Consider the following 25,392-nt stretch of genomic DNA (forward strand, 5'->3'; position numbering starts at 1 on the left):
GGCGGGTCCGGTCGCCGACAATCACCCGTTCGGAGCCAGCAGGAAGTGTCCATGACCAAGCTGTCCGTAGTTGTCCCTTGCTACAACGAAGAAGCCGTGATCGACAGCTTCGACGCAGAGATCCGCAGGGTCCTGGACGCCCTGCCCGTGGAGTACGAGGTCTGCTACGTCGACGACGGCAGTCGTGACGGGACCCTCGGAAAGCTCCGCACGATCGCCGCGGCGTACGGGGAGCAGACCCGGTACGTGTCCTTCAGCCGGAACTTCGGCAAGGAGGCGGGCATGCTCGCCGGGCTGAAGGAGGCCACGGGCGACGCGGTGGTCATCATGGACGCCGACCTCCAGCACCCGCCGGAGCTGATCGCCACCATGCTGGAGCACTACCGGCAGGGCCACGACCAGGTCATCGCCCGGCGCACCCGCGAGGGCGACAAGAAGGTCCGCTCGGCGCTCAGCCGCCTCTACTACCGCGGGGTCAACCGCTGGGTCGACGTGGAGCTCACCGACGGGGTCGGCGACTTCCGGCTGCTCTCCCGCCCGGCCGTCGACGCCCTGCTGGCGCTCCCGGAGTACAACCGCTTCTCCAAGGGCCTCTTCTCGTGGATCGGCTTCGACACCGTCCACTTCGACTACCAGAACGCCCAGCGCGAGGCCGGCGAGACCAAGTGGAAGTTCGGCTCCCTGCTGAACTACGGCATGGACGGGCTGATCTCCTTCAACAACCGGCCCCTGCGCATCGGGATCTGGCTGGGCGTGTCGCTGGTCGGGCTGACCGTCCTGTACGCGCTGTGGATCACCGCGATGGCGATCACGAACGGCATCGACTCGCCGGGTTACGTCACCCTCGTCGCGATGATCGCCGGTATCGGCGGCGTTCAGATGATCATGCTGGGACTGATCGGCGAGTACATCGGCCGCATCTACTACGAGACCAAGCGCCGCCCGCACTTCCTCGTCAAGGAAGCCCACGGCGTGACCACCGAGCGGATGCCCGAGGCCTCCGAAGCCGTGATCGTGGAGCGCAGCAGCCGATGACCCCCACCCCGCCCGCGTCCGCCTCCGCATCCTCGCCCGGGTCCCCCGCCACGCCGCCGCGCGGCCGCCGGGAACAGCTCGGACAGATCTTCCGCTTCGCCCTCGTGGGCGGGGTCAACACCGGCACCTTCTTCGCGCTCTACCTGCTGCTGCACCCGTGGATGCCGTACTTCGCGGCGTACACGCTGGCCTTCGTGCTGTCGATGATCGGGTCGTTCTTCATGAACACCTACTTCACCTACCGCACCCGGCCCACCTGGAAGAAGTTCCTGCTCTTCCCGCTGACCAACGTCACGAACTACGTGATCCAGTCCGTCGGCCTCTACGCCCTCGTCACCTGGGCCGGGATGGACACCCGCATCGCGCCGCTGGTCGCGGCCGTCGTGGCCATCCCGTTCACCTTCCTGCTCTCGCGCAAGATCCTCATCCCGGGGACCGCCGCGGGCGCGGGGGACGGGGGGCGGACCGGAGCCGAGCCCGAGCGGTCCTCGTCCACGGTCTGAAACCGGCGGGCGCCCCCGCCGCGCCACCCCGTAGATTGGGCCGGTCGAACGGATCGGTCGGTTGGTGAGGGGAAAGACGTGTCAACGGCTAGGCAAGGTGTCGTGGACGCCCGCAGGATCGTGGTCAAGGTCGGCTCCTCCTCCCTGACCACCGCGGCGGGCGGACTCGACGCCGACCGGGTGGACGCGCTGGTCGACGTACTCGCCAAGGCCCGCAGCGGCGGGGAGAAGGAGATCGTCCTGGTCTCCTCCGGCGCCATCGCCGCCGGACTCTCCCCACTCGGCCTGGCCCGCCGCCCCAAGGACCTCGCCCGCCAGCAGGCCGCCGCCAGCGTCGGCCAGGGCCTCCTCGTCGCCCGGTACACCGCCTCCTTCGCCCGCTACGGCATCCGCGTCGGCCAGGTCCTGCTCACCACCGACGACACCAGCCGGCGCGCCCACTACCGCAACGCCTACCGGACCCTGGACCAGCTGCTGGCCATGGGCGCCCTGCCCGTCGTCAACGAGAACGACACCGTCGCCACGGACGAGATCCGCTTCGGCGACAACGACCGGCTGGCGGCCCTGGTGGCCCACCTCGTACGCGCCGACCTCCTGGTCCTCCTCTCCGACGTCGACGGCCTCTACGACGGGGACCCCTCCCTGCCCGGGACCACCCGCATCGACGAGGTGCACGGCCCCGAGGACATCGCGCACGTCTCCATCGGCAGCGCGGGCAAGGCCGGCGTCGGCACCGGCGGCATGGTCACCAAGGTCGAGGCCGCCCGGATCGCCGCCGCCGCCGGGATTCCCGTCGTCCTCACCTCCGCCAGCCAGGCCGCCGACGCCCTGACCGGACGCCCGACCGGCACCCACTTCCACGCCACCGGCCGCCGCTCCGCCGACCGGCTGCTGTGGCTCCAGCACGCGTCGACCCCGCAGGGGCACCTCGTCCTGGACGACGGCGCCGTGCGGGCCGTCACCGAACGGGGCAGCTCGCTGCTGGCCGCCGGGATCGCGGCCGTCGAGGGCGACTTCGTCGCCGGGGACCCCGTCGAACTGCGCTCCGCCGACGGCCGCGCCGTCGCCCGCGGGCTCGTCAACTTCGACGCGAAGGAACTTCCGCAGCTGCTCGGCCGGTCCACTCGGGACCTCGCCCGCGAGCTCGGACCGGCGTACGAACGGGAGGTCGTCCACCGCGACGATCTGGTCCTGCTGCAGGGCTGAGGTTCGGCAAAACCGCCGCGCGGAGGGCCGGGGACTGGTCAACTGTGAGGGGCGGACACGCGTAGCGCAGACAGGAGGCGGCTGGTGAGACGAGCGCTGACCAGCGTCGGCACGGGGGACCGGCACGAAGGCGGGGACGGGGACGCGGCCGCGGACGCCTCCCGCCTGTGGCACATCACCCTGAGCGTCTCCGGCAAGCCGGCGCCGCTGTCCGAGGTCCGGCGCGGGCTGGAGCAGCTCGCGCACGACCACCCCTTCCTGCTGACCAGCCGGTACGCCGACGACCACGCGGAGATCCGGTACTGGGAGGAGGCCCGCGACCTCCACGACGCGGCCGCCGTCGCGCTGCGGCTCTGGGGCGAACACCGCTCGACGGCGCAGCTGCCGCCGTGGGAGATCGTCGGCCTGGAGGTCATCGACCGCGCCACCTACCACCAACGCGTGGCAGAGGGCTACGGCCCGCCCCCGGCCCATCCGGTGGGCGTCCACCCGTACTGACCACCCCGACCCCTTCGGGGGCGCTACCGCTGGATCTTCCAGCCCCGCCGGCGTTTGAGGCGCGGGCGTCCGGGAGCGGAGCCCCCGAAGGGGTCCGGGCGGAGCCCGGGGAACGGAGGAAGGGCGGGTAGGGGACAGCACCGCGCAGCGGCACGTACCCGCACGCGACGGCCGGGCACCGGCCACGGGCAGCGGCCCCGCCCCGGCACACCACGCCCGCCAGGGCGACCCGTCTCGGGGGATGGAACCGCGGCCGCGCGCCCCCGCCCGGGGACTACCCTGGCCGCATGACCTCGCTCGACGACGCCACCGCCACCGCGACCACCGCCTCCCCCGTCCTCGCCACCGCGCGAGCGGCCCGCACCGCCGCCGCGGCGATCGCCCCACTCCCGCGGTCCGCCAAGGACGCGGCCCTGCTGGCGATCGCGGACGCGCTGGAGGCCCGTACGGCCGAGATCGTCACCGCCAACGCCGTCGACACCGACAAGGCCCGCGCCGCCGGCACCAGCGAGACCGTCATCGACCGCCTCACCCTCACCCCCGAGCGCGTCGCCGCGATCGCCTCCGACGTCCGCGACGTCGCGGCCCTCCCCGACCCCGTCGGCGAGGTCGTCCGCGGCTCGACCCTCCCCAACGGCATCGACCTCCGCCAGATCCGCGTTCCCCTCGGCGTCGTCGGCATCATCTACGAGGCCCGCCCCAACGTCACCGTCGACGCCGCCGCCCTCTGCCTCAAGTCCGGCAACGCCGTGCTCCTGCGCGGCAGTTCCTCCGCCTACGCCTCCAACGTGGCCCTCGTCGGCATCCTCCGCGACGCGATCGAGAGCGCGGGCCTGCCCGCCGACGCGATCCAGCTGGTCCCCGGCGAGTCCCGCGACTCCGTCCGCGAGCTGATGCGCGCCCGCGGCCTGGTCGACGTGCTCATCCCGCGCGGCGGCGCCTCCCTCATCAAGACCGTCGTCGAGGAGTCCACCGTTCCGGTCATCGAGACCGGTACCGGAAACTGCCACGTCTACGTCGACGCCCAGGCCGACCTCGCCATGGCCGTGGACATCCTCGTCAACTCCAAGGCCCAGCGGCCCTCCGTCTGCAACTCCGCCGAGACCCTCCTCGTGCACCGCGACATCGCCGCGGCCTTCCTCCCGCTCGCGCTGGACGCCCTCGCGGACGCCGGGGTGACCGTGCACGGAGATGCCGAGGTGCTCTCGTACGCCGAGGAGTCCAAGGTCACCGCCCTCCCCGCGACCGACGAGGACTGGGCCGCCGAGTACCTGTCCTACGACATCGCCGCCGCCGTCGTGGACTCCCTCGACGACGCCGTCGCCCACATCCGCCGCTGGACCTCCGGCCACACCGAGGCGATCGTCACCACCTCGCAGGCCGCCGCCCGCCGCTTCACCCAGCTGGTCGACTCCACCACGGTCGCCGTGAACGCCTCCACCCGCTTCACCGACGGTGGTCAGTTCGGCTTCGGCGCCGAGATCGGCATCTCCACCCAGAAGCTGCACGCCCGGGGCCCGATGGGCCTCCCGGAGCTCACCTCCACCAAGTACATCGTCACCGGCGACGGTCACGTCCGGTAACCGGCACCCGAACGCGGTGTGGCCGGATTCCGGCTTACACCCTGCCCAAAGCAGCCCCCCAGGTCTACGCTGGTCCCGTGCCGGACGACGTGGGGGGCAAGCCGTTCCCGGACGACGGGGAGCCCGACGACGACCGCGGAGGCGCGGATCAGGAATTCGCCTCCGTGGTGTTCGACGAGGCCTTCGTCCGGAACGCCGAGATCCATGAACCGAGCGCGGCCGAGCGCCAGCTCGCCGCCGACCGGGCGCGCGCCGACGCGGAGGCCGCCCGCGTCGCCGGAGGCTGGGCCGGCGAGGACGACTACGGCCATCCCGACGGGTACGGGATCGACGACCCCGGATGGGAGCCCGGCCACTACGGCTACGGCTACGCGGAAGGCCCGTACGGGGCCTACGGCGGAAGCCTGCGCCCCTACCGCGGCCGCTCGCCCTGGCTGCGCCCGGTCGCCTGGGTGCTCGCCGTCGTGATGGGGCTCGGCATGGTCGCCCTGGCCTTCAGCGCCGTCTACCGCAGTGCCGCCGGCGAGGCCGACCCCGCACCCGCGCCCGCCAGTACGCCGCTCGGGGAAGTCACCGGGGTCGGCGCGTTTACGTACCCCGTCGGCCGCCAACCCTGAAGGTACGACCCCACTCGCCCGTTCCGGAGCTGGGGGCTTCTCTGAAGCGGGGACAGCGGGGAGAAGCGATGGCCGTTCCAGGAGATCCACCAGGCGGCACCCCGGAGGGCATCGGCGGGGGTGACGACGAGCTGCACCCGGACGAGTACCGGTCGGTGGTGTTCGACGAGGACTTCGTCCGCGCTGCCCGGCTCCAGGAGTTCTCCGCCCGGGAACGCATGGGCGAGCACGCCCGGGCCGTCCGCAGCCGGTCCATCTGGTCCGGAGCCGGCCCCCGGCACGGCAACGGCACCCCGGGCCGTGGCGCCCGGCAGGGCATGCTGCTCGTGCTGCTCATCGCCACGGCCTTCGCGGTCGCCGTCTACATGGGCCTGCGCAATCCCTACGTGCCCCCGGCGGGCGGCAGCACCGAGCCGCTGAGCAGCACCGTCGTCCCCCTGGCGCCGACCGCCGCCGTACCGGGGGGCCGGCCCGCGGACCTCTACGCCGACAGCCCCGCGGCCGAGTACCGGGTCGGGGCGGCCGGGATCACCATGCCGGCCGCGCGCCGCACCCAGCACTTCACCGAGAGCCAGGTCGTCGCCGCGCTGTCCATCGCCAAGGACTACCTGGTGCAGTCCTCGCTCGACCCCGACGTGCTCGCCGGCAACGCCTCCCGGCCGGTGCGGGTCCTGCTGGACCCCGGCCAGCTCGCGCAGTTCGACGAGAGCATGGCCTCGCCCTCCGGCGACGGCCGGCACGCGATCACCGGCTGGCTGGTCCGCTTCGAACCGCACACGGCCGTCGTGGCCGACTCCCGCGTCCGGGTCAGCGGCACCCTCGCCTACGAGGAGTCGAGCCCGGAGGTGCTGGAGGTCACCAGCGACCACACCTTCGTGTACGCCGTCCGCCCGGCCACCGGCCCGCCGACCGCCGCCGACGGGGCCTCGCTGTTCACCGTCCGCCGCGAGCTGCGGATGCGCTTCGACCGGGAGGACCTCACGACCGGCCGGACCGAGCTGGTGTCGGCGTACGTGATGGCCGGGCCCCAGGACTGCGCCACCGAGCCCGCGGAGGGCTTCCGCCCGCTGCCGGCCGGAGCCGGTCCCACCACCGTCGGCCCGCCCGCGAGCGACCCGTACGCCAGCGGCCACCCCAGGCGCACCGCCGGCCTCTGCGGCGTCATGGCCCACCCCACGGCCGACCCGGCCCCGGCGCCCCAGGATCCGGCGGCCCAGGATCCGGCGGGCCCGGCCGTGTTGCGCCCCGTACCGGAGACCCGGGACCCGGCGCCGCCGGGGGAGGCGGCCTCGGTCAGCCCTGGTCGGTAGCCCCGCCCGAGCCCTTGGCGTCCTTGCCCTCGGAGCGGCCGGACCCGGCGGACCCGCCGCCCCCCGCGGCCCCGGTGAACCGGTCGCGCAGCTTGCCGCCGAGGTCGCCCGCACCGCCCGCTATGTCGCCGACCAGCTTCATCAGCGGATCCTTGCTGCCGCGCACGGAGTCCGCGTAGTGGGAGGCGGACTGGCGGAAGGAGTCGGTCACCGAGGTGTCCTTGTCCTCCTCGCGCCGCGGGTAGTGGCCGTCCATGATCCGCTGGTAGTCCCGGTTCTGGGACCACTTCTTCAGCTCGGCCGCCCGGACCGTGGTGAAGGGGTGCGTCCGGGGCAGCATGTTGAGGATCTTCAGGACGGAGTCGCGCAGGTCCCCGCCCGCCTCGTACTCCTCCGCCTGGGCGAGGAAGGCGTCCACGTTCATCTCGTGCAGGTGGTTGCCGCCGGCGAGCTTCATCAGGCCCCGCATCGAGGCGTTGAGGTCCTGTCCCACCAGCAGCCCGGCCCGGTCCGCCGACAGCTCCGACTTGCGGAACCACTCCCGCAGCGCGGTCACGATCGCCGAGATCGCGACCGTTCCGAGCGGGATCCACGCCACCTTCAGGGCCAGGTTCGTCAGGAACAGCAGGACCGTGCGGTACACGGCGTGCCCGGACAGCGCGTGGCCCACCTCGTGGCCGATCACCGCCCGCATCTCCTCCTCGTCGAGCAGTTCCACGAGCGCCGTCGTCACGACGATGATCGGCTCGTCCAGCCCGATGCACATGGCGTTGGGCCGCGGGTCCTGCTGCACGTACATCAGCGGGACCTGCTCCAGGTCCAGGATGTAACAGGCGTCGCGCAGCATCTCGTGCAGGTGGGGGAACTGGGTCTCGCCCACGCGCACCGAGTCCGACAGGAACAGCAGCCGCAGGCTGCGCTCCGGGAGGAGTCCGCTCAGGGCCTTGAACACCGTGTCGAAACCGCTCAGCTTGCGCAGCGCGACCAGGGCCGAGCGGTCCGCGGGGTGCTCGTACGCCCGCGAGGAAATGCCCGGGAACCTCCTGCGGTTGCGTGCCGGTCCCTTGTCGAATCCGATGTCCGTCATAGCGCTCTCCCCCTCGATCGGCTCCGTCGCCTCACGTCCATCCTCTCCAACGCCTGAGTCGGCGTGAGGGTGCCCCGGGGCCCCGCATACGATGTGAGCGAAGTCTCCGCCCGCTCCCGACTCGATAGGTACCTGCCTGATGAGCCTCTCCACCACCGCCCACAACCTGGTCGTTCTCGCTGCGGAGGGCGGCGAGCAGCACGGCGGCAACCACGACAGCCTGAGCCCCTACCTGACCGGCGGCGGCGCCTTCTGCATCCTGCTGCTGATGCTGTGGGTGACCACCCGCCTCAACCGCGACCGCTAGACCCGGCTCGGTTCCGGTCCGGCCGCCGTGGACGTGCCACCGGGCCAGTAGGCTCTGCGCTCATGGGAGAGCAGGAAGTGCCTACGGGCCCGGTCAAGCGCCGGCTCGGCGTCATGGGCGGGACGTTCGACCCGATCCACCACGGACACCTGGTGGCCGCCAGTGAAGTGGCCGCCCTTTTCCACCTCGACGAGGTGGTCTTCGTGCCGACGGGCGAGCCCTGGCAGAAGTCGCAGCGGGCCGTGTCCCCCGCGGAGGACCGCTACCTGATGACGGTCATCGCGACGGCCTCGAACCCGCAGTTCTCGGTGAGCCGCATCGACATCGACCGCGGCGGTCCGACGTACACGATCGACACCCTGCGGGACCTGAGCGCGCTCAACGCCGATGCCGACCTCTTCTTCATCACCGGCGCCGACGCCCTCGCGCAGATCCTGACCTGGCGCAACGCCGACGAGCTGTTCTCCCTCGCGCACTTCATCGGAGTGACCCGGCCCGGGCACGTGCTCACCGACGACGGCCTGCCCGAGGGCGGGGTCTCGCTGGTCGAGGTACCGGCGCTGGCGATCTCCTCCACCGACTGCCGCGCGCGCGTCGCGCAGGGCGACCCCGTCTGGTACCTGGTGCCGGACGGCGTGGTGCGCTACATCGACAAGCGTGAGCTGTACCGGGGAGCCTGAGCTTCCGGAGAGAGGGGCCCCGCGGTGAACGACCCACAGGAGCCGTACGACCCGTACGCCGGCCGGCAGCAGCTCATCGGATACGACCCGTACGGCAGACCGGTCTACGGCCAGGTCCCCGCGCAGTCCGTCCAGCCCGCCCCGCCCCAGTACGAGCAGCCGTACGAGCAGCAGTACGACCAGGCGTACGGGCAGACGTACGACCCCGCGTACGGGCAGTCGTACGACCAGGGGGTGCCGGGGCAGCAGCAGTACTACGCGCCGGCGGACCAGCACCGGGACCCTGCCCACGGGTACGACACCCGGCAGGACCGGCAGTGGATCCCGCAGCAGCACGCCGCACCGGCCGCTCCGCAGGCCGCGCAGGCCCCGCAGGTCGCGCAGGCCCCAGGGCAGCCGGAGGCGCGGCCCGAGCCGCAGCCTGTGCCCGCGCCGCAGCCCGTGCCCGCGCCGCGCCGGGAGGCCGCCGCTGACCCGGAGCCGGACCCGGGCTACCGCACCGAGCAGTTCGCGTTCATCGACCAGCAGGACGAGGAGTCCGAGGACGTCATCGACTGGCTCGCCTTCACCGAGAGCCGGACCGAACGGCGCGAGGAGGCCCGCCGCCGCGGCCGCAACCGGGTGGCCGCGCTGATCGTCGTGCTGGCCCTCTTCGTCGTCGGCGGCCTCGGCTACCTCTGGTACGCGGGCAAGCTGCCCTTCCTCGACGGCCCCGGGCAGAAGAAGGCCGCCGCGGCCGCCACCGGGGCGCAGAAGCGCGACATGATCGTCGTCCACCTGCGCAACACCAAGCGGGGCGGCAGCTCGACGATGCTCCTCGTGGACAACGTCACCGCCAAGCAGGGCGCCACCGTCCTGCTCCCCAACACCCTCGGCGTCGCCAAGGAGGACGGCACCGGAACCTCCCTCGGCAAGTCGGTCGAGGACGGCAGCCTCGGTACCCGCGAGGCCCTCGACACCGTGCTCGGCACCCACATCGGCGGCACCTGGCGCCTGGACACCCCCTTCCTGGAGCGCCTCGTCGACCTGGTCGGCGGCATCGAGGTGGACACGGACACGGCGGTCCCGGCCGACGACCAGGCCAAGGCCCCCGCCGTGGGCCAGGGCCCCAAACAGTCCCTGACCGGCGCGATGGCCGTCGCGTACGCCACCCACCGGGCCCAGGGCGAGCCGGAGGCCAAGCAGCTGGAGCGCACCGGCAAGGTGCTCTACGCCGTCCTGCGGAAGGTCCCCGGCGATCCGAAGGCGGCGGCCACGACCGTCGAGAGCATGGGCCAGATCCTGGACCCGGGCCTGGACGCGCAGAGCCTCGGCGCCCTGCTGTCGCGCATCGGCGAGCACGCCAAGGAGGGCGCCTACCGCACCGAGGTGCTCTCGGTGAAGCCGGACGGCGGCCTCACGGAGGACGCCGGCAAGCGGGTCGTCAAGGAGCTCCTCGGCGGCTCCTTCACGGCCGCCCAGCCCGGCGCCGTCCCACGGGTGGGCCTCAAGGACGCCACCGGCGACGAGAAGGCGCAGACCGCGGCCAAGGCGGCGCTGCTCAACGGCGGCTACGCCTTCGTGGACGGCGGCAAGGCCGACCGGACGGCGCCCGCCTCGCAGGTCACCTACCAGGACGACGCGCAGCGGGACCGGGCCGTCGGCGTCGCCAAGACGCTGGGACTGGCGGAGACGTCCGTGAAGAAGGCCGAGAACGTGGTGAACGCGGACATCGTGGTGACCCTGGGCAAGGACTACAAGCCGTCCTGAGCCCGCCCGACCCGGCCGTGGCACCACCCCGGCCCCGGCCCTGACCTGGGGCTCCGCCCGCGCGGAACGTGACGCGCGGGCGGGGTCGGCGGTACATGAGACCCTTGTAAGGATCTGCCCGCCAACCCGAAAGCATGGCCAGTGACCGCCACGGACCGCTCCATCGAGCTCATCACCGCCGCCGCCCAGGCCGCGGCCGACCGGCTCGCGCACGACATCATCGCGTACGACGTCAGCGACGTGCTGTCGATCACCGATGCCTTCCTGCTCGCCTCCGCGCCCAACGACCGCCAGGTCAAGTCGATCGTGGACGAGATCGAGGAGCGGCTGCTCAAGGAGCTCGGCGCCAAGCCGGTGCGCCGCGAAGGCGACCGCGACGCCCGCTGGATCCTGCTCGACTACGTCGACATCGTCGTGCACGTCCAGCACAGCGAGGAGCGCGTCTTCTACGCGCTGGAGCGCCTGTGGAAGGACTGCCCCGAGATCGAGCTCCCCGAGGACGCCAAGCTCACCATCGGCAAGGCCGAGGAGCACGCCAAGCTGCGCGAGGCGGCGGGCGACGACGAACTGGACGGTGATCTGTTCTGAGCACGGCCGAAACGGGCAAGTCCGGCAGGAAGATCGTCCTCTGGCGGCACGGCCAGACCTCGTGGAACCTGGAGCGCCGCTTCCAGGGCTCCACGGACATCGAGCTGACCGAGACCGGTGTGGCGCAGGCGCGCCGCGCCGCCCGGCTGCTCGCCTCCCTCCGGCCCGACGCCATCGTGGCCTCCGACCTGCGCCGGGCCTCCGCCACGGCGGCCGAGCTGGCCGCCGTCACGGGCTTGGCGGTGGAGCACGACCAGGCGCTGCGCGAGACCTACGCCGGCGAATGGCAGGGGCTAACCCACGAGGAGATCCTCGGCAAGTACGGCGAGCAGTACGCCGCGTGGAAGCGCGGTGAGCCCGTCCGCCGGGGCGGCGGCGAGCTGGAGACCGAGGTGGCCGACCGCGCCGCCCCGGTGGTCCTGCGCCACGCCGGTCAACTCCCGGAGGGCGGCACGCTCGTCGTCGTCAGCCACGGCGGCACCATCCGTACGACGATCGGCCGGCTGCTGGGCCTGGAGGCGCACTACTGGGAGGGCCTCGGCGGGCTCTCCAACTGCTGCTGGTCCGTCCTCGGCGAGGGCGCGCGCGGCTGGCGCCTGATGGAGCACAACGCCGGCACGCTGCCGGAACCGGTCCTCGGCGACGACGACTGAGGGCCGCCGCAGGGCGCCTCGGACCCGGATTTCACTTTCCGGCTGGTCACAGGCTAGAGTTCTTCTTGTTCGCAGCGAAGAACACCGGAAACGGGGGAAGCGCAGCGGAGAGCGGGGCTATAGCTCAGTTGGTAGAGCGCCTGCATGGCATGCAGGAGGTCAGGAGTTCAATTCTCCTTAGCTCCACAGTGAAGGATCCCGTCCCCAACAGGGGGCGGGATCCTTGCGTTTGTTCCCTTTGTGCTTGCTGACCCGGCCGGTACGGGCATGGCAGAATCGGACGGCCGGAGGGGGACACGACGGCCCGACGCGGGAGGGAGTCGCTGACGGATGGGTGCACACCGGCGGCGGTGCGACTGGTGCGACAACGGCACGCCGATCGTGCGGGACATGGACCCGGTCAATCCCGACTACCAGTACTGGTGCGAGGAATGCGCGCGGGCGCTGATCATAAAAGGCGACCCGATCGAGACGTACCGGGAGCTGGAGGGCGAGCCGATCTACGGCCGGCTGCTCGACGAGCACTGCACGCTGAAGCGGTTCTACCAGTTCGCACGCGCATGACGCGGTAAGTCAGGATGATGCGGGTCAAATCGGGCATGGCTCGGGTTCCACGGAAACCGATTTTTGGACCAGGGCCATGACCGTGTAATGTTTGGGACGTCGCCAAGGGGAACCGGAAACGGGAAGCCGGGCGGCAGGCAGGACAAGGGGCTATAGCTCAGTTGGTAGAGCGCCTGCATGGCATGCAGGAGGTCAGGAGTTCAATTCTCCTTAGCTCCACAGTGAAGAAGCGGGCCACCCGGATAGGGTGGCCCGCTTCTCGTTGTGCCCGCCCCGTGGAACGGCAGAGCGCCCGTGGGAGGCGCTGCGGTACCCTGACGCCATGCGTGCCGTACGCCTTCTGCTTACCGAGCCGCGCTGATCAGTACCGACCCCTTCGAGCGAGTCGGCATCGGCGCGGCGTCCCCTCCTGTGCGAGGGGTTTTTTCGTTTGGGCGGGCAGAGACGGCAGAGACGATCGATGGAGCTTCAGAAATCATGAGCGAGACGAACACCCCGGCCCCCGAGGCGGCCGAGGCGCACCGCTACACGGCTGCCATGGCCGCCGACATCGAGGCACGCTGGCAGGACGTATGGGACGCGGAGGGCACCTACGAGGCGCCGAACCCGACCGGCGACCTGGCCGGTGACCCGGCGGTCGTCGCGCGCCCCAAGAAGTTCATCATGGACATGTTCCCGTACCCGTCCGGTGCGGGCCTGCACGTCGGCCACCCGCTCGGGTACATCGCCACCGACGTCTTCGCGCGCCACCAGCGGATGTCCGGCCACAACGTCCTGCACACCCTGGGCTTCGACGCCTTCGGCCTGCCGGCCGAGCAGTACGCCGTGCAGACCGGCACGCACCCGCGGGTCTCGACCGAGGCGAACATCGAGAACATGAAGGTCCAGCTGCGCCGGCTGGGCCTGGGCCACGACAAGCGCCGGTCGTTCGCGACGATCGACCCCGAGTACTACAAGTGGACCCAGTGGATCTTCCTGCAGATCTACAACTCCTACTACGACACCGACGCGAAGCGGGCCCGGCCGATCTCCGAGCTGGTCGCCGCCTTCCAGAACGGCACCCGTGAGGTCCCCGGCGGCCGCGCCTGGGCGGAGCTGACCGCGGGCGAGCGCGCCGACGTCCTGAACGGCTTCCGGCTGGCCTACGCCTCCGACGCGCCCGTCAACTGGTGCCCGGGGCTGGGCACCGTACTGGCCAACGAGGAGGTCACCGCGGACGGCCGGTCCGAGCGCGGCAACTTCCCGGTCTTCAAGGCCAAGCTGAGCCAGTGGAACATGCGGATCACCGCGTACGCGGACCGCCTGCTGGACGACCTGGACGCGCTGGACTGGCCCGAGGCCATCAAGCTGCAGCAGCGCAACTGGATCGGGCGCAGCGAGGGCGCGCGCGTCGACTTCTCCGTCGGCGGCGCCGGCGCGATCACCGTGTTCACGACCCGCCCCGACACGCTGTTCGGTGCGACGTACATGGTGCTGGCGCCCGAGCACGAGCTGGTCTCCTCGATCGTCCCGGCGGCCTGGCCCGAGGGCACCCACCCCGTGTGGACCGGCGGCCACGCCACCCCGGCCGCGGCCGTGGACGCGTACCGCAAGCAGGCGGCGTCGAAGTCCGACGTCGAGCGGCAGGCCGACGCCAAGGACAAGACCGGTGTCTTCACCGGCGCGTACGCGACCAACCCGGTCAGCGGCGAGCAGGTCCCGGTCTTCATCGCCGACTACGTGCTGATGGGCTACGGCACCGGCGCGATCATGGCCGTTCCGGCGCACGACGCCCGCGACTTCGAGTTCGCCCGCGCCTTCGAGCTGCCGATCCGCTGCGTCGTCGAGCCCACCGACGGCCGGGGCACCGACCCGGCCGAGTGGGACGAGGCGTTCGTCTCCTACGACGCGAAGCTGGTGAACTCGGCCGGCGAGGGCATCTCCCTGGACGGCCTGGGCGTCGTCGAGGCGAAGGCCGCGATCACCGACTGGCTGGCGGAGCGCGCCATCGGCGAGGGCACCGTCAACTTCCGCCTGCGCGACTGGCTGTTCAGCCGTCAGCGCTACTGGGGCGAGCCCTTCCCGATCGTCTACGACGAGGACGGCGTGGCGCACCCGCTGCCCGAGTCGATGCTGCCGCTGGAGCTGCCGGAGGTCGAGGACTACTCGCCGCGCACCTTCGAGCCCGACGACGCCGCGTCCCAGCCGGAGACCCCGCTGTCGCGCAACGAGGCGTGGGTCCACGTGGACCTGGACCTGGGCGACGGCGCGGGCGTCAGGCGCTACCGCCGCGAGACCAACACCATGCCGAACTGGGCCGGCTCCTGCTGGTACGAGCTGCGCTACCTGGACCCGAACAACGCCTCGGCGCTGGTGGACCCGGAGATCGAGCAGTACTGGATGGGCCCGCGCGAGGGCGCGCCGCACGGTGGCGTCGACCTGTACGTGGGCGGTGCCGAGCACGCGGTGCTGCACCTGCTGTACGCGCGGTTCTGGTCCAAGGTCCTGTTCGACCTGGGCCACGTCTCCTCGGCCGAGCCGTTCCACAAGCTGTTCAACCAGGGCATGATCCAGGCCTACGCCTACACGGACGCGCGCGGCGTGTACGTGCCGGCGGCCGAGGTCGAGGAGCGCGACGGCGGCTACTTCTACAAGGGCGAGCCCGTCAAGCGCGAGCACGGCAAGATGGGCAAGTCCCTGAAGAACGCCGTCACGCCCGACGAGATCTGCGAGGAGTACGGCGCGGACACCCTGCGCCTGTACGAGATGGCCATGGGGCCGCTGGACGTCTCGCGTCCGTGGGACACCCGCGCCGTGGTCGGCCAGTACCGGCTGCTGCAGCGCCTGTGGCGCAACGTCGTCGACGAGGAGAGCGGCGCGGTCACCGTCGTGGACGGCGAGCCGGGCGAGGACACCCTGCGCGCCCTGCACAAGGCGATCGACGGAGTCGGCGGGGACATGGCGGGCCTGCGGTTCAACACCGCCATCGCCAAGATCACCGAGCTGAACAACACCCTGACGAAGGCGGGCCGGCCGCTGGAGCGCTCGGTCGCCGAGCGCCTGGTGCTGCTGGTCGCCCCGCTGGCGCCGCACATCGCGGAGGAGCTGTGGCACCGGCTGGGCCACAGCGACTCGGTGGTCCACCAGGACTTCCCGGTCGCGGACCCGGCGTACGTCGTGGACGAGACCGTCACCTGCGTGGTGCAGGTCAAGGGCAAGGTCAAGGCGCGCCTGGAGGTGCCGCCGGCCATCTCGGACGCCGACCTGGAGCAGCTGGCGGTCACGGACGCGGGCGTCGTGGCGGCCCTGGGCGGCGCCGAGATCCGCAAGGTGATCGTGCGTGCGCCGAAGCTGGTGAACATCGTCATCTGAGCCGAGTGACCCCCGGCATGGGGGAGATCCCGTACGGGCAGGTTGGGGGTTCGTTTGGAACCCCCGACCTGCCCGTGGCGTTTACGGTGGAAGGGGACGGACGGCGGAGGAAGGAAACCTCATGGAGGCGGGCGCTTTGATCATCTTTGCCCTGTTGGTGCTGTTCGCCTTTCTGGGGCTGGGCGTGTGGGCCGCCGTGAAGGTGGTCGGCGCGGCGAAGCGCGGCGTGGACCGGACGATCACCCAGGCCCGCCGCACCGTCGAGGACACCGCCCTGAGGGCGAAGAGCCTCGGTCAGGTCGGGGTCCCGGGGGCCCTGGCGCAGTTGCGGCTGGACCTGCGGACCTCGATGCGGGCCACGCAGCAGGCGCTGTACCAGGGGGTGCAGACGGACGCCTCGCTGAAGGAGTCGATCGGGCTCTTCGAGCGGCTGAGCGCGCACGGCCACGAGCTCGACGAGGAGCTGAAGCGGCTGGAGCAGGAGCCGGACCGGCGCCGGATCGCCGACGGCCTGCCCGAGCTGCGCGAGCGCACCGCGAAGATCACGGAGGCCTCGGACTCGCTGCGGTGGGCCGCGCGGGACCGGGCCCGCCGGTTCGCGCAGGACGACCTCACGGCCCTGTCGGAGCAGATCGAGATGGAGTCGGGGGCGCTGCGGGACTGGTCCCGGGAATCGGTGGACGACCTCGCGGCCGCGGCGGAGGCCGCCGGGGCCACCGGAGGGGCTGCCGCCGGTGACGGGGCTCCGGCCGCCGGGCCCCGCCCGGCCGCGCTGAACCCGTCCGCTCCGGCGGCGCACCACCCCTGGCAGAAGACGCCCAGGCCGGAGGCCACCACCTGAAGGGAGGGGCGGGCGAGGTCCGGGCTGCCGGATCCACCGCTGTGGCGGTAACCTCCGGCTCATGTCCCGCCATGTCGCGATCGTCACCGATTCCACGGCCTATCTGCCCCCACCGGCGATGGCGCGGCACGGAATCACCGCAGTCCCCCTGACCGTGGTCCTGGGGGACGAGGCCCTCGAAGAGGGTACGGAGATCTCGGCCCGCAGCCTCGCCGTGGCCCTCCAGAAGCGCCGGCCGGTGACCACCTCCCGTCCGGGTCCCGAGGAGTTCGTCCGGGCCTACCGGGCGGCCGCGGAGGCCGGTGCGACGGGGATCGTGAGCCTGCACCTGTCCGCCGAGTTCTCGGGCACCTATGACGCCGCCGTGGTCGCCGCCAAGACGGCCCCCGTCCCGGTTCGCGTCGTCGACACCGGGATGGTCGCGATGGCCCTCGGCTTCTGCGCCCTCGCCGCGGCGGAGGCGGCCGACGCGGGAGGTTCCGTCGACGAGGCCGTGGCCGCGGCCGAGAAGCGGGCCGGGGAGATGGCGGCGTACTTCTACGTGGACACTCTCGACTACCTGCGCCGGGGCGGCCGGATCGGGGCCGCGCAGGCCCTCCTCGGGTCGGCCCTGGCGGTCAAGCCGCTGCTGACGCTGGACGGCGGGCGGATCGAGATGCTGGAGAAGGTGCGGACTGCCTCGAAGGCCATCGCGCGCCTGGAGGAGCTGGCGGTGGAACGGGCCGGGACGCGCAGCGTCGACGTCGCCGTGCACCACCTCGCGGCCCCGGAGCGGGCCGAGAAGCTCGCCCAGCGGCTCCGCGAGCGGATCCCGGGTCTGGTCGAGCTGCACGTCAGCGAGGTCGGCGCGGTGATCGGCGCGCACACCGGGCCGGGGCTGCTGGCGGCGGTCGTGTCGCCCCGCTGATCACCGGAACGGGTGGCGGAGTTTTCCACAACGGGCGCTCCGTCCACCGGAATTGGGGCTTCCGAACGGGGATCGGGGATCGGGCCTAGCGTCGTGGCATGACTCTTCGTGTGCGTGCCCCGCGCCTTTCCGGGGCTTCTGAAGTGGCGGTCGGTCACGACGCCGCTGCCCTGCGGGACGGGGGCGGTGCGGGCGGGGCTCGTGGTGCGGGTGCGGAGCCCGGGCGGGGCCGTGGCTCCGACGGCCGGTTCCGCGACCGCCGCCGGGTCCGGTCGCGGCCCGGCCCGGACCCCGCGGTGGTGCGGCGCCGGGCACAGGCCTTACTGGCGGGCGCCGCGCCGCCGACGACGGGGCGGGGCGCGGGGGTGGTGGGGCCGGGGCCGGGGACTGGGGTGGAGCGGGGGGTGGAGCCGCCTCTGGTGCGGGGGTCGGTGCCGGGGGTCGGGGGCGGAGTGTTGCCGGAGCCGGAGCCGGAGCCGGAGCCGGAGCCGGAGCCGGAGCCGGAGCCGGACCGGGAACCGGATCCGGAGCTGGACCGGGGGCCGGAGCTGCGGCTGGGGGTGGAGCCGGGGTTGGAGCCGCCTCCGGGGGGCGGGTCCGGCGTGGAGGCCCGGGGGCGGGTGGCCGATCCGCCGCCGGACGCGGAGCCGTGGCTGGGCGCCTATCCCAGGGCCTGGCCCGAGGTGGCGGGGCAGGAGGGGCCGGATCGGCCGGTGGAGCCCGTCGCGCCGGTGGTCGGGGCGGTGGGGCCTGAGGTGACCGGCCTGGCCGGGGTACCCGGAGTGCCTCGGGTGCGAAGAGTTCCTCTGGCGGCCGCGGGGCGGTCGGTGCCCGGGGCGCCCGTCGGGCGGGGGAGGCCGGGAGGGCCGGTCAGGCCCGTGGAGCCGGCCGTCGGGGCGGTGGCCGGGCTCGGTACGCCGGACGGGCCGAGGGGGGCCGTCGCGGGGGCCCGGTGGTCGGCGGTGCGGGAGCGGATGCCGGTGTGGGTGCAGGCCCGGTGCGGGATGGAGCCACGGACGGTGGCCGCCGTCGCCGTCGTACTGGTCGCGGCGCTCGGATTCGCCGCCCAGCAGTACTGGTCCGGGCGGCCGCGGCCGGTGACGGCCCCCGCGGTGGTCGCCCCGCCGTCCGCGCCGTCCCCGGCTCCGGGCGCCCCGGTCGTCGGCGGAGGGGCCCGGATCGTGGTGGACATCGGCGGTGGGGTCCGGGAACCCGGGGTGCGGCGGCTGCCCGGCGGCTCGCGGGTGGAGGACGCGCTGGCCGCCGCCGGGGGAGTACGGCCCGGCACCGACACCACCGGGCTCAACCGCGCCCGGATCCTGGTGGACGGCGAGCAGGTGCTGGTGGGGGTCACCGCGCCACCGGTCCAGGGCGGCCCCGGCAGCCCGGGGGGCGCCGGACCACCGGGGCCCGGCCCCCTGAGCCTGGCCAGTGCCACCGTCGAGCAGTTGGACGGGCTGCCCGGGGTCGGCCCCGTGCTCGCCCGGCACATCGTCGACTTCCGCACCGCCCGCGGCGGCTTCCGCACCGTCGAGGACCTCCGGCAGGTCGACGGGATCGGCGAGCGCAGGTTCGCCGACCTGCGCGGGCTGGTGCGGCCGTGAGCACCCCGGAACAGGGCGGGGCCGCGGCGGTGGACCTGCGGCTGGCCGGGCCGGCGGTGGCCGCCTGGGGTGCGGCCGCCCTCGCGCTCGGGCTGCCCGGGGCATGGACCGCCGCCGGGGCGGGGCTCGCGGTGGCGGTGGCGGGGGCGCTGCTGCTGGCGGCCTCCCGCCGGCCGCAGCCGCTGTGGCAGGTCGGTACGGCCGCGGCCGCCGCGCTGCTGTGCGCGGCCGCCGGGGCGGGGGTGGCCGGGCTGGAGCGGGCCGAGGCACGGGCGGGGCCCGTCGCCGGGCTGGCCCGGGAGCACGCCCGGGTCCTCGTGGAGCTCACCGTCGGCTCGGACCCCCGCGTCACCCGGGGCGGGAGCGGACCGCCCGGGGTGGCCCTGGAGGCGGTGGTGACCCGGGTGACCGGGCCCGACGGGGTGACGACCCGGGTCGGTACGCCGGTGCGGGTGCTGGCCGGGCACCCGGGGTGGGCCGCGCTGCAGCCCTCGACCCGGGTGACGGTGGCCGCCCGGCTGGCCCCGGCCCGGGACGGGGAACGGGCGGTGGCGCTGCTGCGCCCGGCCGTCGACGCCCCGCCCGGGGTGAGCGGCGGCCCCGGTGCGGCGCAACGCCTCGCAGGGAGGCTGCGGGCCGGGCTGCGGGAGGCCACCGAGGGGCTCCCGGCCGACGCGCGGGCCCTGCTGCCGGGGCTGGTGGTCGGCGACACCTCCCGGGTGCCGCCCGACCTGCACGCCGCGTTCGAGGCCACCGATCTGCTGCACCTGCTGGCCGTCTCCGGGTCCAACCTGACCGTGGTGCTGTACCTGCTCATCGGGTCCCCGGCCCGCGCGCAGCAGGCCGAGCGGAGCGGGCTCGCGCCCCGGCTGGGGCTCCCGCTGCGGGCCACGGCCCTGGGCGGGGCCGCGCTGACGCTGGCGTTCGTGGTGGTGTGCCGGCCCGAGCCGAGCGTGCTGCGGGCCGCCGCCTGCGGGGCGGTGACCCTGCTCGCCCTGGCCACCGGGCGGCGCAGGTCCCTGATCCCCGCGCTGGCCGCGGCCGTGGTGCTGCTGGTGCTGTACGACCCGTGGCTGGCACGCAGCTACGGTTTCCTGCTCTCGGTGCTGGCCACCGGGGCGCTGCTCACCCTCGGGCCCCGGTGGGGCGAGGCCCTGCGGCGGCGGGGGATGCGGCCGGGGCCGGCCGACGCCCTGGGGGCCGCGGCGGCCGCGCAGGCGGTGTGCGCGCCGGTGGTGGTCGTGCTCTCCGCCCGGGTGAGCCTCGTCGCGGTGCCCTGCAACCTGTTGGCGGAGCTGGCGGCGGGGCCGGCCACGGTGCTCGGCTTCGCGGTCCTCGCCGTGGCCCCGCTGTCCCTGCCGGCGGCGAAGGCGCTCGCCTGGTGCGCGGGGGTCCCGGCCGGGTGGATCGCGGCCGTGGCGCGGGCCGGGGCCCGGCTGCCGGGGGCGGAACTGCCCTGGCCCGGCGGGCTCCGCGGGGGTCTGCTCCTGGCCGTCGTCACCTGCGCCGTCGTCGGGCTCGGAGCGCGCTACGGCCGGCGCCGCGGGGTCCGGGCCACCCTGGCGGTGCTGCTGCTGGTCGCGGTGGTGCGACCGCCGCTGCCGCTGCGCGTGCTCACCGGCTGGCCGCCGCCGGACTGGACGTACGTGCAGTGCGCCGTGGGGCAGGGGGACGCCGCCGTCCTCTCCGCCGGTCCGGGTACGGCCGTCGTCGTGGACACCGGCCCGGAGCCCGGTCCGGTCGACTCCTGTCTGCGCGCCCTGGGTGTGAATCGCGTCCCACTGCTCCTGCTGACGCACTTTCACGCCGACCACGTGGGCGGGCTCTCCGGAGTGCTGAGGGGCCGTTCCGTCGGTGTGATTCAGACCACCGCCCTGCAGGAGCCGGCCGCGCAGGTGGCCGTGGTCCGGCGCACCGCGGCGGCCGCCCGGGTGCCCGTCGTCGCCACGGCGGCGGGGGAGCGGCGCAGGGCCGGGCCGCTGGAATGGCAGGTGCTCTGGCCGTCGGCTTCCGGCCCGCCCCCGGACGGCCCCAACGACGCGAGCGTGGTCCTGCTGGTACGGACCGCGGGCCTGACGCTGCTCCTGCCGGGAGACCTCGAACCGCCTGCCCAGCAAGCCCTCTTGAGGGCGCATCCGGAACTGGGCCCGGTCGACGTGCTCAAGGTGGCCCACCACGGATCGGCGCACCAGGACCCCGTTCTGCAGGACCGGATCCGGCCACGACTCGCGATCGTCCCCGTCGGCGCGGGCAACCGCTACGGACACCCCGCACCGGGTACGCTCGCGCAGCTGAGGGCCCGTGGGACGACCGTGCTGCGCACGGATCGGGACGGCTCCGTGGCCGTCGCCGGAAGTGGCTCGGGGATGCGAGCATTTCCAGCCGGACGGCGCCGGAACCGGCGTGGTCATACCGGGCGCGACCACTCTGTTTGCCCACAACCCGACAGCATGATCGAATGCGTCTTCGCCAGAACGGTCCAAGTCCACACAGCACGGGGGTGCATCAGCCATGTTCGGTCGCAGACGGGGGATGGAGACAGCCGGGAGTGCCGGCTCACACACATCCGCGACCCTTTCACTGCCGCCCACGGCAAGGTTGTTGAGCTGCAGGGTCCTCGACACGGTCCACCAGCCCATCCGCCAGGCCAAGTTCGAGGTCACCGACCCGATCGGGCGACGGGTCGTCAGCGGGGAGACCGACCCCTACGGCGGTTTCGCGGCGGCCGTGCCGGAGGGGGAGTACCGGCTCTCGGTCACCGCGGAGGGGTACGCGCCGTTCCACGGGGCGACGCTGGTGGGGGACCCGGCGCAGCCCGGCACCGCGGAGATCATCCTGGACGCGGTGGAGCCGCCGCTGCTGCCGCAGCCCGGCCACTGGGAGCTCGACCCGACGCACTCCTCGATCGGTTTCACGGCCCGGCACATCGGCTTCGCGAGGATCCACGGCCGGTTCACCACCTTCGCCGGAGCGGTGCGGATCGCCGAGCGCATGGAGGACTCCTCCATGCACGTCATCATCGACGCGGCGAGCATCGACACGGGTCTGCGGATGCGGGACGACCACCTGCGCTCCGCCGACTTCCTCGACGCCGCCCGTCACCCGACGGTCGAGTTCTACAGCGAGCGGTTCATCCACCGCAGCGGCAGCCGCTGGGCGGTTGCGGGAGCCCTGACGCTGCACGGCGTCAGCCGCTCCGTGACCCTCGACACCCAGTACCTGGGCAACGGCACGGGTCTGGAGGGCGAACCGCGCGCGGCCTGCCGTGCCACGGCCGAACTGCACCGCGAGGACTTCGGTCTGAACTGGCAGTCGATCCTGGCGCAGGGGATCGCGGCGATCGGCTCCAGCGTGGAAGTGGAGCTGGACGTGCAGATCGTCCACAAGGCGTAGGGGCCGCCCTACGGGGCTTCCAGCCAGCCCTCGTACTCGGCGGCGAGTTCGTCGAGGGAGGCGGCCTCCAGGCGTTCCTGCGGGTCCTCGACGACCACCAGCCACTGGGCGTCCTCGGCGTCGTCCTCTCCGGCGAGGGCGTCGCGGACCAGCTGGGGTTCCTCGGGCAGGCCGAAGCGGTCGACGACCTCCCGGGCCACCTCCTCGGCGGCGTCGCGGTCGGGCAGGACCAGTACATGTCGCTCGTTCACCCGAACATTCTCGGGCACCGGGCGCGGGGGACTGTCGGTGCGGCGTGGGATGCTGGGGGCGATGGCCACCAGGAAGAACTCCACCGACGAACCGCTTGCCCCGCTCACCCTCGCGGTGGGGCAGGAGGACCTGCTGCTCGACCGCGCCGTGCGGGACGTCGTGACGGCGGCCCGCGCGGCCGACGCCGACACCGATGTGCGGGACCTCACGTCCGATCAGCTCCAGCCGGGCACGCTGGCGGAGCTGACGAGCCCCTCGCTGTTCTCCGAGCGCAAGGTACTGATCGTGCGCAACGCGCAGGACCTGGGCGCGGACACGGTGAAGGAGGTCAAGGCCTACATCGCCGCGCCGTACGAGGAGATCACCCTGGTCCTCCTGCACGCCGGCGGGGTCAAGGGCAAGGGCCTGCTGGACGCCGCCCGCAAGGCCGGAGCCCGGGAGATCGCCTGCCCGAAGATGACGAAGGCCGCGGACCGGCTGTCGTTCGTGCGGGGCGAGTTCCGCACGCTCGGGCGCTCCGCGACCCCGGAGGCCTGCCAGACGCTGGTCGACGCGATCGGCAGCGACCTGCGGGAGCTGGCGAGCGCGGCGGCGCAGCTGTGCGCGGACGTCGAGGGCACCATCGACGAGGCGGTGGTCGGCCGCTACTACACCGGCCGGGCCGAGGCCTCCAGCTTCACGGTCGCCGACCGTGCGGTGGAGGGGCGGGCCGCCGAGGCCCTGGAGGCCCTGCGCTGGTCGCTGTCCACGGGAGTGGCGCCGGTGCTGATCACCAGTGCGCTGGCCCAGGCGGTCCGGGCGATCGGCAAGCTCGCCTCGGCCCCCCGAGGTGCCCGTCCCGGCGACCTCGCGCGGGACCTGGGGATGCCGCCGTGGAAGATCGACCGGGTCCGCCAGCAGATGCGGGGCTGGTCGGCGGACGGCGTTTCGGACGCCCTGCGCGCCGTGGCCGCGGCCGACGCGGGGGTCAAGGGCGGCGGGGACGACCCCGAGTACGCCCTGGAGAAGGCCGTCGTGGCCGTGGCCCGCGCGGCCCGCCCCCAACGCCGCTAGACCGAGCCGGTCCGACCGAGCCACGCCGGTCCGACCGGGCCGACCGGGCCGGGCGGAGCCGACCGATTCGGCCCGGCCGAGCCGATCCGACCCGGCCCGGCCGAGCCGATCCGACCCGGCCCGGCCGAGCCGATCCGACCCGGCCGTCAGGGGTCTCGGGGGCGGCGGCCGGTCAGCTTCTGCCAGACGTCGCACTGCGCCTCCCAGTCGGCGAGGGCCCGCAGCAGGCGGGGGTCCGCCCGCTGGGTCTCGCCGAGGGCCGTTGCCTCCAGGTGGGCCTGCTCCCGCTGCGCGGCCGTGTCGGACTGCAACTGCTGGAGCTCGGCGTCGATCTCGGCGGTGCGCTCCCGCGCCGACTCCCGGAAGGCCCTCTCCGCCAGCACCTGGTTGTGGATCCGGTCGCGGAAGTGCCGGACCGCCGTCTCGCGGTGTTCGGCCCGCGGGAACGTCGCGGTGCGATGGGTGCCGTCCTGCCGGGTGACGTGCAGGAAGAGGTGCTCGCGGGCGTCCGAGAAGCCGATGGCGAGGTCGGCCAGCGGCAGCTCCTCGTCGATCCCGGCGGAAGCCTCCTCCCCTTCGGGGGCCTCCTTCATGAACACCAGCACGTGCTCGTGCAGCCGCAGCTGCCCCACGCGGGGCCCCACGGCAGCGCCCCGCCCCGGCCGCAGCAACCGCCGGCGCTCCGCCTCCAGCGTCCGGGCCCGCTGCCGGCCCCGCTGCTCGATCACCTCGACGTGCTCCCGCGCCCGTGCCAGGTGCCGCCGCTGCTCGCCCTCCACGGCCCGCCGGTTCACGCGGGCGCCGTGCAGGGCCTCCCGCTGGTCGCGGTGCGCGGCGGCGAAGGCGTAGCGCCATTCGCTCGCGCGGCACGGGTACAGGCGCAGCCGCCGCAGCGCCCAGAACGCTCCGAATCCCAGGACCACGAGCACGATGAGCACGGCGTTCAAGGTCCGCCCTTCTCCCGGGGGCCACGTCGCCAGCAGTGTCCCAGAGGGCCGGAGCGCGGTGAAGGGGGTCGGCCGGAAATGCCGACGGCCCACCCGGTGGGGCCGGGTGGGCCGTAGGTCACCCCGGTCGGTGACCGGGGGTGATGCTGTGAAGATGCTTGCGCCGCACCCGCGTGGCGAACGCAGGCCGCGTGCGGCGCGGTGTGCCGGTGAAGGAGCGGAAGAGAGGGCCCGCTGGGTCCCTACCGGCGATTCACATCAGGAGCTCAGCCCTGGAGGGAGGCAACCTTGGTGGCCAGCGCCGACTTCTTGTTGGCGGCGGCGTTCTTGTGGATGACACCCTTCGAGACAGCCTTGTCGAGCGCACGCGCGGCGGCGCGGGAAGCCACGGTGGCCTTCTCGACGTCACCGGCGAGGACGGCCTCGCGGGCCTTGCGGATCGCGGTCTTGAGCGACGACTTGACGGCCTTGTTGCGCAGGCGCGCCTTCTCGTTGGTCTTGTTCCGCTTGATCTGGGACTTGATGTTCGCCACGAAAGAGCCTTTTCAGGTTCAGAGTTTGATCTTCGGATTGTGTCCCGACAGCTGAGAGGGCATACGAGACACAGCTGCCCAGGCTACCAGGCGCGCTCCGACCGGCCCAAACCGAGCGCACTGCCCCGTCC

General features: G+C 73.2%; 23 protein-coding genes, 2 tRNA genes and 1 pseudogene. 22 read left to right on the forward strand and 4 right to left on the reverse strand.

The features are described from left to right. Positions 1–51 precede the first annotated feature (51 nt). The 7 genes from SLAV_RS24540 to SLAV_RS24570 all read left to right on the forward strand — a co-directional run bounded on the left by SLAV_RS24540 (position 52) and on the right by SLAV_RS24570 (position 6,752). Entirely contained in the window at positions 52–1,035 is a 984-nt protein-coding gene (locus tag SLAV_RS24540) for a glycosyltransferase family 2 protein (protein ID WP_037687132.1), read from the forward strand. Then, the gene (locus SLAV_RS24545; protein WP_078950294.1) at positions 1,032–1,538 is read left to right on the forward strand and encodes a GtrA family protein; all 507 of its coding nucleotides are present in this window, start codon (positions 1,032–1,034) and stop codon (positions 1,536–1,538) included. The genes SLAV_RS24540 and SLAV_RS24545 overlap by 4 nt, the downstream gene beginning before the upstream one ends. A gap of 78 nt (positions 1,539–1,616) precedes the next feature. Continuing rightward, positions 1,617–2,744, forward strand: a complete 1,128-nt coding sequence (gene proB, locus SLAV_RS24550) for a glutamate 5-kinase (protein ID WP_030229667.1) — start codon at positions 1,617–1,619, stop codon at positions 2,742–2,744. 81 nt (positions 2,745–2,825) lie between these two features. Further along, positions 2,826–3,242 carry a DUF8830 family protein gene (locus SLAV_RS24555; protein ID WP_051840799.1) on the forward strand — a complete coding sequence of 139 codons (417 nt, stop codon included), beginning with the start codon at positions 2,826–2,828 and terminating at the stop codon, positions 3,240–3,242. Between the two features lie 287 nt (positions 3,243–3,529). Further along, positions 3,530–4,825, forward strand: a complete 1,296-nt coding sequence (locus tag SLAV_RS24560; RefSeq protein WP_030229669.1) for a glutamate-5-semialdehyde dehydrogenase — start codon at positions 3,530–3,532, stop codon at positions 4,823–4,825. Positions 4,826–4,902: 77 nt separating this feature from the next. Then, positions 4,903–5,442 carry an SCO2584 family spore wall biosynthesis protein gene (locus tag SLAV_RS24565; protein ID WP_037687134.1) on the forward strand — a complete coding sequence of 180 codons (540 nt, stop codon included), beginning with the start codon at positions 4,903–4,905 and terminating at the stop codon, positions 5,440–5,442. A gap of 68 nt (positions 5,443–5,510) precedes the next feature. Beyond that, positions 5,511–6,752 (forward strand): SCO2583 family membrane protein, encoded by a 1,242-nt coding sequence (locus SLAV_RS24570; RefSeq protein ID WP_030229672.1) that lies wholly within the window; start codon positions 5,511–5,513, stop codon positions 6,750–6,752. Here the strand turns inward: SLAV_RS24570 and SLAV_RS24575 are convergent. Continuing rightward, positions 6,736–7,839 (reverse strand): M48 family metallopeptidase, encoded by a 1,104-nt coding sequence (locus SLAV_RS24575; RefSeq protein WP_030229673.1) that lies wholly within the window; start codon positions 7,837–7,839, stop codon positions 6,736–6,738. The two genes, SLAV_RS24570 and SLAV_RS24575, sit on opposite strands and share 17 nt — an antisense overlap. Positions 7,840–7,978: 139 nt before the next feature. On the opposite strand from SLAV_RS24575, the gene SLAV_RS41580 reads away from it, so the two are divergent. The 14 genes and pseudogenes from SLAV_RS41580 to SLAV_RS24645 all read left to right on the forward strand — a co-directional run bounded on the left by SLAV_RS41580 (position 7,979) and on the right by SLAV_RS24645 (position 22,476). Then, the gene (locus SLAV_RS41580) at positions 7,979–8,146 is read left to right on the forward strand and encodes a hypothetical protein (protein WP_037687136.1); all 168 of its coding nucleotides are present in this window, start codon (positions 7,979–7,981) and stop codon (positions 8,144–8,146) included. A 62-nt stretch (positions 8,147–8,208) separates the two neighbouring features. Beyond that, on the forward strand, positions 8,209–8,826 hold the full coding sequence (nadD, locus tag SLAV_RS24580) for a nicotinate-nucleotide adenylyltransferase (RefSeq protein ID WP_030229675.1): 618 nt from the start codon (positions 8,209–8,211) through the stop codon (positions 8,824–8,826). Positions 8,827–8,850: 24 nt separating this feature from the next. After that, positions 8,851–10,575 carry an LCP family protein gene (locus tag SLAV_RS24585; RefSeq protein ID WP_030229676.1) on the forward strand — a complete coding sequence of 575 codons (1,725 nt, stop codon included), beginning with the start codon at positions 8,851–8,853 and terminating at the stop codon, positions 10,573–10,575. 141 nt (positions 10,576–10,716) lie between these two features. After that, positions 10,717–11,163, forward strand: coding sequence for a ribosome silencing factor (rsfS, locus tag SLAV_RS24590; RefSeq protein WP_030008628.1), 447 nt, complete (start codon positions 10,717–10,719; stop codon positions 11,161–11,163). Further along, entirely contained in the window at positions 11,160–11,816 is a 657-nt protein-coding gene (locus SLAV_RS24595; protein ID WP_030229678.1) for a histidine phosphatase family protein, read from the forward strand. Before rsfS ends, SLAV_RS24595 begins: the two co-directional genes overlap by 4 nt. A gap of 113 nt (positions 11,817–11,929) precedes the next feature. Continuing rightward, positions 11,930–12,002, forward strand: a tRNA-Ala gene (locus SLAV_RS24600). Between the two features lie 144 nt (positions 12,003–12,146). Next, positions 12,147–12,380 carry a hypothetical protein gene (locus SLAV_RS24605; protein WP_030229679.1) on the forward strand — a complete coding sequence of 78 codons (234 nt, stop codon included), beginning with the start codon at positions 12,147–12,149 and terminating at the stop codon, positions 12,378–12,380. 146 nt (positions 12,381–12,526) lie between these two features. Next, positions 12,527–12,599: transfer RNA gene (locus SLAV_RS24610), tRNA-Ala, on the forward strand. Positions 12,600–12,857: 258 nt separating this feature from the next. Then, complete coding sequence (gene leuS, locus SLAV_RS24615) at positions 12,858–15,731, forward strand: leucine--tRNA ligase (RefSeq protein ID WP_030229680.1); 2,874 nt, start codon at positions 12,858–12,860, stop codon at positions 15,729–15,731. Positions 15,732–15,852: 121 nt separating this feature from the next. Further along, positions 15,853–16,572, forward strand: coding sequence for a hypothetical protein (locus tag SLAV_RS24620; RefSeq protein WP_030229681.1), 720 nt, complete (start codon positions 15,853–15,855; stop codon positions 16,570–16,572). A gap of 61 nt (positions 16,573–16,633) precedes the next feature. Further along, the gene (locus tag SLAV_RS24625) at positions 16,634–17,479 is read left to right on the forward strand and encodes a DegV family protein (protein WP_030229682.1); all 846 of its coding nucleotides are present in this window, start codon (positions 16,634–16,636) and stop codon (positions 17,477–17,479) included. Between the two features lie 878 nt (positions 17,480–18,357). After that, a complete protein-coding gene (locus SLAV_RS24635; RefSeq protein WP_335341787.1) occupies positions 18,358–19,083 on the forward strand; it encodes a ComEA family DNA-binding protein in 726 nt (241 codons plus the stop codon). Further along, positions 19,080–21,458 (forward strand): annotated as a pseudogene (locus SLAV_RS24640) (ComEC/Rec2 family competence protein); the annotation flags it as partial. The gene SLAV_RS24635 and the pseudogene SLAV_RS24640, both read left to right, overlap by 4 nt. A gap of 136 nt (positions 21,459–21,594) precedes the next feature. Next, entirely contained in the window at positions 21,595–22,476 is an 882-nt protein-coding gene (locus SLAV_RS24645) for a YceI family protein (protein ID WP_030226922.1), read from the forward strand. A gap of 8 nt (positions 22,477–22,484) precedes the next feature. Here the strand turns inward: SLAV_RS24645 and SLAV_RS24650 are convergent, their stop codons facing one another. After that, on the reverse strand, positions 22,485–22,727 hold the full coding sequence (locus SLAV_RS24650; RefSeq protein WP_030226925.1) for a hypothetical protein: 243 nt from the start codon (positions 22,725–22,727) through the stop codon (positions 22,485–22,487). A 61-nt stretch (positions 22,728–22,788) separates the two neighbouring features. Here SLAV_RS24650 and holA point away from each other — a divergent pair, with 61 nt between their 5' ends. Further along, entirely contained in the window at positions 22,789–23,781 is a 993-nt protein-coding gene (holA, locus tag SLAV_RS24655) for a DNA polymerase III subunit delta (protein WP_030226927.1), read from the forward strand. Between the two features lie 146 nt (positions 23,782–23,927). Here the strand turns inward: holA and SLAV_RS24660 are convergent, their stop codons facing one another. Further along, positions 23,928–24,728: a hypothetical protein gene (locus SLAV_RS24660; RefSeq protein WP_030226930.1), complete on the reverse strand. Its 801-nt coding sequence runs from the start codon at positions 24,726–24,728 to the stop codon at positions 23,928–23,930. A gap of 266 nt (positions 24,729–24,994) precedes the next feature. Continuing rightward, the gene (gene rpsT / locus SLAV_RS24665; protein ID WP_030010251.1) at positions 24,995–25,261 is read right to left on the reverse strand and encodes a 30S ribosomal protein S20; all 267 of its coding nucleotides are present in this window, start codon (positions 25,259–25,261) and stop codon (positions 24,995–24,997) included. Positions 25,262–25,392: the final 131 nt, after the last annotated feature.

It is taken from the genome of Streptomyces lavendulae subsp. lavendulae (assembly GCF_002803845.1).
Lineage (GTDB): Bacteria > Actinomycetota > Actinomycetes > Streptomycetales > Streptomycetaceae > Streptomyces > Streptomyces lavendulae.

What these genes read in the sequence shown, in the direction of transcription:
- SLAV_RS24540 (WP_037687132.1), top strand. Translation starts at nt 52, where the DNA reads ATGACCAAGCTGTCCGTAGTTGTCCCTTGCTACAACGAAGAAGCCGTG.
- SLAV_RS24545 (WP_078950294.1), top strand. Translation starts at nt 1,032, where the DNA reads ATGACCCCCACCCCGCCCGCGTCCGCCTCCGCATCCTCGCCCGGGTCC.
- SLAV_RS24560 (WP_030229669.1), top strand. Translation starts at nt 3,530, where the DNA reads ATGACCTCGCTCGACGACGCCACCGCCACCGCGACCACCGCCTCCCCC.
- SLAV_RS24570 (WP_030229672.1), top strand. Translation starts at nt 5,511, where the DNA reads ATGGCCGTTCCAGGAGATCCACCAGGCGGCACCCCGGAGGGCATCGGC.
- SLAV_RS24575 (WP_030229673.1), bottom strand. Translation starts at nt 7,839, where the DNA reads ATGACGGACATCGGATTCGACAAGGGACCGGCACGCAACCGCAGGAGG.
- SLAV_RS41580 (WP_037687136.1), top strand. Translation starts at nt 7,979, where the DNA reads ATGAGCCTCTCCACCACCGCCCACAACCTGGTCGTTCTCGCTGCGGAG.
- nadD (WP_030229675.1), top strand. Translation starts at nt 8,209, where the DNA reads ATGGGAGAGCAGGAAGTGCCTACGGGCCCGGTCAAGCGCCGGCTCGGC.
- SLAV_RS24605 (WP_030229679.1), top strand. Translation starts at nt 12,147, where the DNA reads ATGGGTGCACACCGGCGGCGGTGCGACTGGTGCGACAACGGCACGCCG.
- leuS (WP_030229680.1), top strand. Translation starts at nt 12,858, where the DNA reads ATGAGCGAGACGAACACCCCGGCCCCCGAGGCGGCCGAGGCGCACCGC.
- SLAV_RS24620 (WP_030229681.1), top strand. Translation starts at nt 15,853, where the DNA reads ATGGAGGCGGGCGCTTTGATCATCTTTGCCCTGTTGGTGCTGTTCGCC.
- SLAV_RS24625 (WP_030229682.1), top strand. Translation starts at nt 16,634, where the DNA reads ATGTCCCGCCATGTCGCGATCGTCACCGATTCCACGGCCTATCTGCCC.
- SLAV_RS24645 (WP_030226922.1), top strand. Translation starts at nt 21,595, where the DNA reads ATGTTCGGTCGCAGACGGGGGATGGAGACAGCCGGGAGTGCCGGCTCA.
- holA (WP_030226927.1), top strand. Translation starts at nt 22,789, where the DNA reads ATGGCCACCAGGAAGAACTCCACCGACGAACCGCTTGCCCCGCTCACC.